Raw genomic sequence first — 12,064 nt, 5'->3', positions numbered from 1 at the left:
CTAAGTGAAAACCCCTTCATCCAGGGAACCCCAAGAAAAAGCGTGAACAGACCCCGTTCACGCTTTTTCTATTGAATTTAAAAGATCTTGAAACCTTTTTGTAATATTTAACGTATTAGAGTTAATACATACAGAAAGGAAGATAGATATGAGTATCAGGCGTATCATGGCTGGTATTGGGATCGTCGCTGGTTCAGCAATCTTATTAGTTGTTCTATTTACATCGTGGTACACAGTGGACGAATCAGAACAGGCACTTGTTCTTACTTTCGGTGAAGCTAATGAAACCATTACTGAATCCGGGCTGAAGTTCAAGCTGCCCTGGCCAATACAGCAGGTAGAAATTTTATCAAAAGAAACATTCAGTTTACAGTTTGGTTATGAAGAGGAAGACGGAGAAATAAAGTCATTTCCGGAAGAAACAGTGATGATCACAGGAGATGAATACATAGTATTAGCAGACCTTGTCGTCCAGTGGAAAATTACTGAACCAAAAGATTATTTATTTAATGCTGAGGATCCTCAGGAAGTTTTGTATGATGCTACATCTGCGTCTATCAGAAGCATTATCGGAAGCTCTACAATTGATGATGCTCTGACTTCTGGTAAGGCGGAAATTGAAGCTGATACAAGAGAATTACTTGCAACTTTAATTGAAAAATATGAGATAGGAATTTCAGTGCAGGCAGTTCAGCTGCAGGATGTTGAACTTCCGAACGCAGAAGTGCGTCAGGCGTTTACTGCTGTCACAGATGCACGTGAAGGCGCTATTACAAAAGAAAATGAAGCACAGAAATATAGAAGTCAGAAGGTAAATGAAGCAGAAGGTGAAGTAGACGCAATCGAATCAAGAGCTCAAGGAGAAAAAGCTTCAAGAATTGAACAGGCACGGGGAGATATTGCTGTGTTCAATGAAATTTTAACTGAATACCAGAGTAACCCTGAAATTACACGCGAACGTTTAATCCTTGAAACACTAGAAGAAGTCCTGCCTGGCACGAAGCTTTATATCATGAATGATGACGGAGATACGATGAAATATCTTCCTTTGCAACCCGAACGTCAGCAGCCGCCGCCAGTGACTGAGGAAAGTGAGGAATCTGCAAATGGACAATGATCAGAATAAAATTTTTGAGTTTAATAAAAAACCTAAAACGACTAAACCAAAAGCAGATATTGAGTGGAGAAAATTCACAAAAGCATTTATCCTCATCGGTTTGCTGCTGTTCCTCTTAATTACGGCACTTTTAAATGTGTTTATTGTCAAAGAAGGCGAATACCGGGTTGTCAGACAGTTTGGTGAAGTGGTTAAGATCATTGATGAACCCGGCTTGAATGCAAAAATACCTTTTGTGCAGTCAGTGACAACACTCCCTAAATATCAAATGACATATGACGTATCAGAAGCGGAAATTAACACAAAGGATAAAAAGAGACTGATTATTGATAACTATTCAGTCTGGCGCATTACTGATCCAGTCAAAATGATTTCAAACGCTGGTACAATGATCAATGCCGAATCCCGGATGGAAGAGTATATCTACTCAGTTGTCAGATCTGAACTTGGTCAATTTGATTATGATCAGATCATTAATGATGAGAAATCATCCCGGGGGAGTCTCAATGACCGTATTACAGAACGGGTAAATGAACTTCTCAGCCAGGAGCAATTCGGCATTGAAGTAGTAGATGTTCGTATGAAGCAGACAAACCTGCCTGCTGAGAACGAACAGGCCGTTTACACGAATATGATCTCTGAGCGTCAGGCGACTGCGCAGGATTACCTTTCTACCGGTGATGCCAATAAAAACAGAATAGAAGCCAATACTGATCGTGAAGTTAGAGAGCTTCTTTCTAAAGCGAATGCTGATGCAGATGTGATCCGTGCGGAAGGTGAAGCGGAAGCGGCCAGAATGTATAATAACGCATTCTCCGCGGACCCTGAGTTTTATGAGCTTTACAGAACACTTGAATCGTATAAGAAAACGGTAAATGATGAAACGATGATTATTCTGCCATCTGACTCTCCTTACGCCTCACTTCTTCAAGGTATAACAGAATAATGCCCGCTGTTTTCCCTTTCATTTTGGACATGCTAAAATGAAGAGGGAAAACAGCTTTTTTATTTATTAGGCTTTGTTAAAGATGGCTGGTGATTTCCGCTTCAGGGGGACTTCACGGCCGGGCGGTGAGCCAGCAGGCTTCTCCATAAGCCCCACCTGTCCCTTCCTGACATAGGAGTCGCCCCCTGCAGCTCCAATCACCAGCTGAGCAAACAATAGTCCTTAACAATGCGGTGTCATGAAAAATTTAGCGATCAAAATGCAGCTAAGTTAATTTAATATAGAGGAGATGAACGGTTTGTCGAAAAAATTAATGCTGATCGATGGGAACAGTATTGCCTACCGTGCTTTTTTTGCACTGCCATTACTGAACAACGATAAAGGCATACATACAAATGCGATATATGGATTTACCACTATGCTGATGAAACTGCTTGATGAGGAGAAGCCGACGCATCTGATGGTCGCCTTTGACGCTGGGAAAACAACTTTTCGTCATAAAACTTTTGAAGACTATAAGGGTGGAAGACAGAAAACCCCGCCCGAGTTATCTGAACAGTTCCCGTTTATCCGGGATTTATTGAGTGCACACAACATTAAATACTATGAGCTTGATCAGTATGAAGCGGACGATATTATCGGCACGCTAAGCACACAGGCTGAAAAAGACGGCTTTGAGACAGTCGTGATTTCAGGTGATAAAGATTTAACCCAGCTCGCTTCAGAAAAAATCAGGGTAGACATCACTAAAAAAGGGATCACTGATCTTGAAAAGTATACGCCTGCCCATATAGAAGAAAAGTATGGCCTGACACCTGATCAGATTATTGATATGAAGGGTCTGATGGGAGATTCTTCAGATAACATACCGGGTGTGCCGGGCGTTGGGGAGAAAACGGCGATTAAACTGCTGAAGGAGTTCGGCACACTTGAAAATGTCCTGGATTCCATCGAGCAAGTGAGCGGTAAAAAGCTGAAGGAAAAGCTTGAAGAAAATAAGCAGCTGGCTGAGATGAGTAAGAAGCTTGCGACGATAACAAGAACGGCTCCTGTGACTGTTAAACTGGACGAGCTTGAAAAACAGGAAGCAGATTACGATAAACTGACAAAGCTTTATAAAGAACTCGGGTTCAACTCACTGCTTGATAAGCTGGATGGTGAAGAAGAAGAGATCGAATTAAAAGACATTGAGTGGGAAGAAGTGTCTGACTTTACACAGGAGCAGCTTCCATCACATGCTGAACTTTATGTAGAATTGTATGATGTGAACTATCATACAGCTGATATTTTAGGTGTTGCTGTGCACGCTGATCAGAAAACCTATTTTATTTCACCTGACAATGCAGCAAAGTCGGAGACATTTAAACAGTGGATCGAAGACAAAGCTAATACGAAATCTGTCTATGACGCAAAAGCGTCAATTGTTGCCTTTGACCGCCTCGGTATGGATTTAAAAGGCATAGATTTCGACCTGCTGATTGCTTCCTACGTGATTGATGCTTCTGAAGCAGCGGATGATTTTGCTTCAATTGCAAAAAGGCACGGGGCGGACGCGGTGCCGACAGATGAGTCTGTTTACGGAAAAGGCGCTAAGAAAAAGGTTCCTGAGCATAACGATCTTGCGCAGCACACAGCCAGAAAAGCTGCAACGATCCATGCGATTAAAGAAACCTGCATTGCTTCCCTTGAGAAGAATGAGCAGCTTGAGCTTTTTGAAAAGCTTGAACTGCCGCTTGCCACAGTTCTTGCTGAAATGGAACGTAAGGGTGTGCGGGTAGATATTGACCGTCTGAAGGATATGGGGATCGAACTGAAGAAAAGGCTTGAAGAAATTCAGTCTGATATATATAGAATTGCCGGTGAGGAATTTAACATTAATTCCCCTAAGCAGCTCGGTGTCATTTTATTTGAAAATCTGCAGCTGCCTGTATTGAAAAAAACAAAAACAGGTTACTCAACATCAGCTGACATTTTAGAAAAGTTAAAGCCGGAGCATGAAATTATTGAGCATATCCTCCATTTCAGACAGCTCGGTAAACTACAGTCCACCTATATTGAAGGGCTGTTAAAAGTGATTCATGATGACTCGAATAAAATCCATACCAGATACAATCAGGTACTTACGCAGACTGGGCGCTTAAGCTCAACTGATCCTAACCTGCAAAACATTCCGATCAGACTTGAGGAAGGACGTAAAATCCGCCAGGCGTTCATACCATCTGAAAAAGACTGGGTCATGTTTGCAGCTGACTATTCCCAAATCGAGCTGAGAGTCCTTGCTCACATTTCAGATGATGAAGGATTGAAGGAAGCATTTCATCAGGGAATGGACGTTCACACAAAAACGGCGATGGACGTTTTTGGTGTAGAGAAGGAAGATGTGACTTCAGGAATGAGAAGACACGCAAAAGCAGTTAACTTTGGAATTGTCTACGGTATCAGTGATTACGGGTTATCGCAGAGTCTTGATATTACAAGAAAAGAAGCAGCTGAATTTATTAAAAAATACCTGGATAGCTATCCGAAAGTCAAAGAATATATGGATGATATCATTCATGAGGCTAAACAAAAAGGTTATGTAGAAACATTGCTGCACCGCCGCAGATATATTCCTGAGATCACCAGCAGAAACTTTAACCTGAGAGGCTTTGCAGAACGGACCGCAATGAACACGCCGATTCAGGGTACTGCTGCAGATATTATTAAAAAAGCAATGATAGAGATGGCTGACCGTCTGAAAGCTGAAAAGCTTCAAACGCGTATGCTGCTTCAGGTGCACGATGAACTGATTTTTGAATGTCCAAAGGATGAAATTGAAAAACTTGAAAAGATCGTACCGGAAGTGATGGAATCTGCGGTGGAACTGTCAGTACCGCTGAAGGTTGATTATTCATACGGTAACACCTGGTACGATGCAAAGTAAGAAGGGAGACGAGAGACATGCCTGAATTACCGGAAGTAGAACATGTGAAAAGGGGTCTCTCTCCAAAGGTTGAAGGGCTGATCATTGAGGAAGTGACTTTTTCCGATACAGTTATACAAGCCCATGAAGCGGGAAGAAAAGCAGTTGTGAAAGGTGAAGGGCTGGATGCCTTTAGATTTGCAGTGACTCAAAAAGAGATCTCTGCCATTGACCGTCGCAGCAAGTATCTGCTTTTTCGTCTGGGGCGGCTGGAAGATGAAATGCTGATCTTATCGCACCTCGGAATGACAGGCGCATGGTTCGTCGTAAATGAACTTGGAGAAATTCTTGAAGACAGATTCCGCAACCATGTGCATGTCATATTTAATCTATCCAACGGACAAAAACTGGTATATTCAGATATACGCAGATTTGGTGAGATGAGATTTCTGCCGTCAGAAGATGCCCACCCGCCTTTAGCTGAAATCGGACCGGAACCTTTTGATGAGGATGCTGAGATCAGATTCCTGGCAGCTTTAATGCTGCCGAAATTTTCACGGAAACCTGTGAAGGAATCAATTATGCATCATAGTGTGGTTGCTGGGTGCGGGAACATTTACGCAACAGAAGCACTATTCAGAGCCGGTGTCAGTCCGAAGAGAAGAACTGACAGACTCAGTTTGAAGAAGAAAAGAGAGTTGTTTCACCATATTGTTGACGTTCTTAAAGAAGGGATTGCAGCAGGCGGAAGCAGTATCTCTGATTACAGAAATGTAAACGGCGAAGCGGGAGGTATGCAGGAGCGCCTTCAAATGTACGCGAAATCTACCTGCCCAGTCTGCGGTTCAGCGGTTAAAAAAGCAGTTGTCGGAGGAAGGACCTCACATTACTGCACAACATGTCAAAAGTAAGGGGACATATATGATTATCGGGTTAACCGGCAGTATTGCCACAGGAAAAAGTACAATTGCTAAAGAACTTATCAATTTAGGATACACAGTAATCGACGCCGATCAGTCAGCGCGCAAGGTCGTTGAACCGGGTGAAGAGGCGAGTGTGAAGATCAGAGAAGTCTTCGGAGATGAAGTATTCACTGAAGATGGTTATCTCGACAGACCGAAGCTTGGTGAAATCATTTTTAATGATGAAGAGAAACGTAAACTGCTTAATGGAATTGTTCATCCTGCTGTCCGAGCTGACATGCTCGCGCAAAAAGATCAGGCTTTTGCAGCAGGCAGGCACACTGTATTTCTTGATATTCCGCTGTTATTTGAAAGTGAGCTCCAGTGGATGGTGGAAAAAGTGCTCGTCGTATATGCGCCTGCAGAACTGCAGAAAAAGCGACTGATGAAGCGTAATGATTACAGTGGGGAAGAAGCAGCTTCACGAATTGCTTCCCAAATACCGGTTGATCAAAAGCGTGAAGAGGCTGATGCAGTAATTGATAACAGTGGATCAATCGAACAATCTATTCAACAGCTTCATAAGCTGATTGAAGACTGGAAGCTGACACCTTGAATGAACGAAAAAAACTCATCCTTTAAAAGGGTGAGTTTTTTTATTAAAAAAATGTCATTATGTATTTGCAAGCGCTTTTAATATGTTATACTAATGCTAGTTAATTTGAAATTAAGTATAACATTATTAGGGGGATCCTCATGAACAAGACGAACATTGCAATCAACGGGTTTGGCCGAATCGGCCGTATGGTGTTTAGAAAAGCGGTAATGGAAGATACACTTAATATAGTAGCCATCAATGCGAGCTACCCGCCGGAAACACTGGCTCACCTGATTAAATATGACTCGACTCATGGCATATTCGCTGCTGAAGTGATTGCGAAAGAGGATGCATTAATTGTCAATGGAAAAGAAATTAAGCTTGTCAGTGACAGAGATCCTGCAAATCTTCCGTGGGCATCAATGAATATTGATATTGTCATTGAAGCTACTGGTAAATTTAACGCACGCGACAAAGCAGCACTGCATCTTGAAGCCGGGGCGAAAAAAGTCGTACTAACAGCACCTGGTAAACAGGAAGATGTGATGATTGTAATGGGCGTAAACGAAGAAGATCTGAATGTTGAAAAGCATGATGTGATCTCAAACGCCTCATGTACAACAAACTGCCTGGCTCCGGTTGCTAAAATTCTAGACCGGGAATTTGGCATTGAAAATGGATTAATGACAACAGTGCACGCATATACGAATGACCAGAAAAATATTGATAACCCGCACAAAGATCTGCGCCGCGCGCGTTCATGCGGACAATCTATCATCCCGACTTCAACTGGTGCAGCTAAAGCGCTGGGCAAGGTTCTGCCTAACCTGCAGGGTAAGTTGCACGGGATGGCACTGCGTGTGCCAACACCAAACGTATCACTCGTCGACCTTGTCGTAGATGTGAAACGTGAAGTAACAGTTGAAGAAGTAAACAATGCGTTTAGAAAAGCTGCTGAAAGCGAAATGAATGGTATTGTGTCATACACAACTGAACCGCTTGTCTCAATTGACTTCAACACAAATCCAAGCTCAGCAATCGTTGACGGACTATCAACAATGGTTATGGGCGCAACAAAAGTCAAAGTACTTGCATGGTACGACAACGAATGGGGCTACTCATGCCGCGTCGTAGATCTTGTTCAGCACCTTGCTAACCAGATGGAACAATCCCAGAGAGAAGTAACGGCATCATAATTAAATGAATTTAGATATGACTTTAGAAGAAATGCATTTTAGATGTATTTCTTCTTTTTTGCGCTTAGGGTGACCGGAGCAGAAGGCGGCGGCTTGCCCGGATACTTTATAAAAGCTGAAATATCTTTAAATAAAAACAAATCATTGCAAAATCATTCAAAAAACCTTATACTGATTTTCGTGATCTTATTCCGGTTCACACAACATAACTTCTGCTTAAAGGGTTAGGACCTCATTGGACTAACTTTCCCCCGTGGCAGCAGGGTCTGATCAACCGGGTAAGTTCAAATTTTCAGTAAGGGGGAACGATCAATGGAAACAATGGGTCGTCATGTAATAGCGGAACTATGGGGCTGTGACTTTGAAAAGTTAAACAGCATGGAATTAATTGAACAAACATTCGTAGATGCTGCACTGAAATCAGGTGCTGAGGTAAGAGAAGTTGCATTTCATAAATTTGCGCCGCAGGGTGTAAGTGGAGTCGTGATCATTTCAGAATCACACTTAACGATTCACAGCTTTCCTGAACACGGCTATGCGAGTATAGATGTATACACTTGTGGAGATCTTGATCCAAATGTCGCAGCGAATCACATCGCTGAATCACTTGGTGCTGAGACTCGTGAAACAATTGAAGTGCCGCGTGGTATGGGACCTGTCAAAGTACCACAATCAACTGTGCACGCAGGTTAATATGACAAAAGAGATGCATTTTCGCATCTCTTTTTTATTTTCTACATAAAACTGATAAACTAAAGATATAGACACTTGAGGAGGAATCACGTTGGCCAAGCTAAAAGGAGTTTTTAAAAGGTTCAGTCAGGAATGCGAGACAGCAGACAAGCATCAGGAAAAAGAGCTCGAAACACGTTATTATAAAGTATCATTCGACAAAGTATACGATGAAGTGAAACGCTATTTTTCAGGTGATGGGTATGAGATTTCATCAGAATCCAAAGATCATGGGGAAATTATGATCACCCGTACAAAGAGTCCTAAAATGTTTTTAATTGCAACCGTTGTCAGTACAAGACCAATGCACACAGCACTTGATTTGAAAGCGTCGACTGACCAGATGGTTGTTGGCGGGGCTTATCCAAAGCTGAAGGAAGAAATTTCTACCTGCTACCAGGCACTTGCAAAAGAGATGAGAGAAGCTGAAAAGTAAGAGGAACCCTTGTGATTTAAGGATTTTTTCAGTATCATTAAAGGAAATAGATTCGATGTGGAGCTGGTGAAATGAAATGTCCATCCTGCCATGAAAACGCAACAAGGGTGATTGATTCAAGACAAGTCGACGATGGTAAGTCGATCCGGCGCAGAAGGGAATGTGAGGATTGTCAGTACCGGTTTACAACCTTTGAAAAAGTGGAGGAGATTCCACTGATTGTTGTAAAAAGAGACGGTATCAGAGAACAATTCAGCAGAGACAAAATCCTGCGCGGTCTGATTAAAGCCTGTGAAAAACGGCCAGTACCATTTGAAAACCTTGAACAGATTGCATCTGATATTGAACGTGAACTCCGCAGTCAGGGAATTTCAGAGATTCCATCTGTCGACATTGGAGAAATGGTCATGGATAGACTTTCAACAGTTGATGAAGTTGCATATGTAAGATTTGCGTCTGTATATCGTGAATTTAAAGATTTAAATGTGTTCATAGAGGAAATGAAAGAACTGTTGAATAAAGAAAGAAAATAAAGAGCAGTCAGCTGCTCTTTTTTTGTAGATTCGGATAGATGAAAGGTCTGAGCTTATGACGAGTTTATGGAAAGAAATACAGCCGTCAGATGAATATAAAATTCAGCTGAATGGCCAATTAAACGAACATGACAGAGAGCTGGTGTCATTTTTGTATCAGCCGCTGCTCGGGGCCGACGCCATCAGTCTGTACAATATATTATGGCTCGAAGTGGAACGCCATCATCTTGAGAGTGAAACACGGACACACAAAACACTGATGGATCTGATGTCTGTTTCGATTGAGAGAATTTTTCAGGCCAGACTCCGGCTTGAGGGAATGGGGCTGCTCAAAACCTTCCTTAAGGCTGGAGAAACGAAATCGTATGCTTATCAGATTCAGCCACCACTAAGTGCAAAGGCTTTTTTTGAAGATCCGATGCTGAGTGTCTTTTTGTACAGACAGATCGGTGCCAGTCAGTTTCAGCGATTGAAAAACAGGTTTATTGTTACCTTTGACAGCCTGCAGACTTATGAGGAAGTAACGCGTTCATTTCAGGACGTTTTTTATTCCGACGCCAAGATTTCACCACATATGCCTGAAAAGGTGGAGGACGGTAAAACCCTGACATTCGAAGCTGGAAATAGCGGAATCGCAGCTGACTTTCAGGCGTTTGACTTTCATGCTTTATATGCAGGTCTTTCAGAAGCGATGGTGCCTAGGAAAAGTTTGACGTATGATGTAAAACATCTGATCGTGAAGCTCTCTATTTTGTATGGGTTATCTGAACAGGAGATGAAAAGTCCAATTCTATCTTCCATAACAGACGAAGACAAAATTGATACAGAAGCCCTCAGAAAAGCGTGCAGGGATTCTTTTCAGCTGAAAACGAATTCGGCACTTCCTGCGCTAAAGCATTTTGCTGAGCAGGCTAAGGGCCAAAAGCTGCCTGATTCTGAAGATCAGACACTGCAGTATTTAAAGAAGAGTTCACCTGTACAGGTATTAATTGATGCTTCTAAAGGTGTAAAACCCTCGAATACTGAGCTTGAACTGATTGATCATCTGATTCATGAAAAGAAGCTGCCTGATGAAGTGATCAATGTGTTAATTCAATTTGTTCTTTTGCGGACAAACATGAAGCTGACGAAAGGCTTTACTGAACAGATTGCTTCACAGTGGGTCAGAATCGGTATTCAAACTGCCGAAGAAGCCATGGCTGAAGCGAAAAAAGAGCATAAAAACTATCTGACATGGAAAAAGTCAGGTGGAAGTAAGCCGGCAAGAAAAGAGAAAACCATTCGAAAAGAAAAGCTTCCTGACTGGTTTACCTCTGAGGAATCAGAAGATGAAGCGGATCCTGAATTCCTGAAGGAGAGGGAACGCTATTTAAAAGAACGCGAACTGAAAAAGCGCAAAGCAGGTGAAGAATAATGGATCCGATTAACAGAACGATCAAACGGATTTCAGGATCAAATGAATTTCAGCGCAGATATGAAATGATGAAAAAGGAAATCGCAGCTGACCCGGAAATTCAACATTTTTTACAAATCCATAAAAATGAGCTCGCACCAAACGCAGCTGATCAGGGAATGATCAAATTATACGAGTTTATGACCAGATCCAGAAAATGTGGAGATTGCCCGAGTCTTGGGGAATGTAAAAACACAATGAAGGGATATGAGCCGAAGCTGATGATTCAAAACGGCTACATTGATATGCAGTATGCGCAATGCCCGAGACAGATCGCGGCCCAGGAGCAGCGAAATACTGAAAAGCTGGTTCAAAGCATGTATGTCCCTAAAGATGTGCTGAATGCCTCTTTTGATCAGGTGGATGTGGATAACCCGACGAGGATGAAGGCTTTGCAGGTAGCAGAAGATACAGTCAATCAGCTCGTTGCAGATCCTGAACATTATAAAGGTCTTTATCTCTATGGCAAATTCGGCGTTGGTAAAAGTTATCTGCTGGGTGCAGTTGCCAATGAATTGAAAAAGCAGAACAAGGCAAGCTTTATTTTGTATTTTCCTGAATTTCTAAAAGAAATGAAGCAGTCATTAGGAGACCAGTCTTTCGCAGGGAAAATTGATGCGGTTAAACGGTCTTCAATTCTGATGCTAGATGATATTGGTGCAGAATCACTCTCCAGCTGGGCGCGTGATGAAGTACTTGGCACGATATTACAGTATAGAATGGCAGAGGGACTTCCGACATTTTTCAGTTCGAACTTTGACTACAATGAACTCGAACATCATCTGACCTATTCCCAGCGCGGCGAAGAAGAACCCGTCAAAGCAGCCAGAATCATGGAAAGAATTAAATTCCTTTCTATTCCGGTTGAAATGAAGGGTAAAAATAAGCGGCATACTTAATTTATTTTAAGAAGACTTTTATTTTTCAGGCTGCAATTTAATAGGAGTTAAACAGCGTAATTGGAATGGAAGGTGGGGACTCCTGCGGGCTCACCTGCAAGTCGCGGAAGGCGTTTGCCTGAAATGGAGATTTAACGCCGATATTTCAGAAATAAACTTGCTTTTGTATCCAACCTCATCTAAAATGACTCTTATCAAAACAATTTATAATTAAAGGCACTGACAGGGACACGAATCATTTGAAGCTGATTACAAGAGAGAGAGGACACCGGCTGAAATCCTCTTATGAAGCAAAATGCATTTACCACCCTTGAGCCGTACGAGTGAACACTTAAGTAATTTGTACCGGA

11 protein-coding genes and 1 other annotated feature (1 of these 12 running past the window's edge) are annotated in these 12,064 nt (G+C 42.1%); all 11 genes read left to right on the top strand.

Features of this window, described 5'->3' with window-relative positions:
• The first annotated feature begins 148 nt into the window (after positions 1-148).
• The 11 genes from hflK to dnaI all read left to right on the top strand — a co-directional run bounded on the left by hflK (position 149) and on the right by dnaI (position 11,714).
• Positions 149-1,117 (top strand): FtsH protease activity modulator HflK, encoded by a 969-nt coding sequence (gene hflK, locus DH10bf12_RS15510; protein ID WP_471736149.1) that lies wholly within the window; start codon positions 149-151, stop codon positions 1,115-1,117.
• Positions 1,107-2,063, top strand: coding sequence for a protease modulator HflC (gene hflC, locus DH10bf12_RS15505; protein ID WP_471736148.1), 957 nt, complete (start codon positions 1,107-1,109; stop codon positions 2,061-2,063). Before hflK ends, hflC begins: the two co-directional genes overlap by 11 nt.
• Before the next feature lie 289 nt (positions 2,064-2,352).
• Positions 2,353-4,986, top strand: a complete 2,634-nt coding sequence (gene polA / locus DH10bf12_RS15500) for a DNA polymerase I (RefSeq protein WP_471736146.1) — start codon at positions 2,353-2,355, stop codon at positions 4,984-4,986.
• Positions 4,987-5,003: 17 nt separating this feature from the next.
• On the top strand, positions 5,004-5,876 hold the full coding sequence (mutM, locus tag DH10bf12_RS15495) for a bifunctional DNA-formamidopyrimidine glycosylase/DNA-(apurinic or apyrimidinic site) lyase (RefSeq protein ID WP_471736145.1): 873 nt from the start codon (positions 5,004-5,006) through the stop codon (positions 5,874-5,876).
• 10 nt (positions 5,877-5,886) lie between these two features.
• The gene (gene coaE / locus DH10bf12_RS15490) at positions 5,887-6,483 is read left to right on the top strand and encodes a dephospho-CoA kinase (protein ID WP_471736144.1); all 597 of its coding nucleotides are present in this window, start codon (positions 5,887-5,889) and stop codon (positions 6,481-6,483) included.
• A 140-nt stretch (positions 6,484-6,623) separates the two neighbouring features.
• Positions 6,624-7,661: a glyceraldehyde-3-phosphate dehydrogenase gene (locus DH10bf12_RS15485; protein WP_471736143.1), complete on the top strand. Its 1,038-nt coding sequence runs from the start codon at positions 6,624-6,626 to the stop codon at positions 7,659-7,661.
• Positions 7,662-7,973: 312 nt separating this feature from the next.
• On the top strand, positions 7,974-8,354 hold the full coding sequence (gene speD, locus DH10bf12_RS15480; RefSeq protein WP_039810295.1) for an adenosylmethionine decarboxylase: 381 nt from the start codon (positions 7,974-7,976) through the stop codon (positions 8,352-8,354).
• A gap of 91 nt (positions 8,355-8,445) precedes the next feature.
• Positions 8,446-8,829 (top strand): hypothetical protein, encoded by a 384-nt coding sequence (locus tag DH10bf12_RS15475; protein ID WP_471736142.1) that lies wholly within the window; start codon positions 8,446-8,448, stop codon positions 8,827-8,829.
• A gap of 71 nt (positions 8,830-8,900) precedes the next feature.
• A complete protein-coding gene (nrdR, locus tag DH10bf12_RS15470; RefSeq protein ID WP_471736141.1) occupies positions 8,901-9,362 on the top strand; it encodes a transcriptional regulator NrdR in 462 nt (153 codons plus the stop codon).
• Between the two features lie 55 nt (positions 9,363-9,417).
• Entirely contained in the window at positions 9,418-10,776 is a 1,359-nt protein-coding gene (locus DH10bf12_RS15465) for a replication initiation and membrane attachment family protein (RefSeq protein ID WP_471736140.1), read from the top strand.
• Positions 10,776-11,714, top strand: a complete 939-nt coding sequence (gene dnaI, locus DH10bf12_RS15460; RefSeq protein ID WP_471736139.1) for a primosomal protein DnaI — start codon at positions 10,776-10,778, stop codon at positions 11,712-11,714. Before DH10bf12_RS15465 ends, dnaI begins: the two co-directional genes overlap by 1 nt.
• Before the next feature lie 210 nt (positions 11,715-11,924).
• Positions 11,925-12,064 (top strand) — a binding site (T-box leader); it runs 86 nt beyond the window's last position.

It is taken from the genome of Jeotgalibacillus sp. 10bf12 (assembly GCF_055597105.1).
Note: the sequence above shows the minus strand (reverse complement) of the source record. Positions and strands in the feature narration are given on the sequence as shown.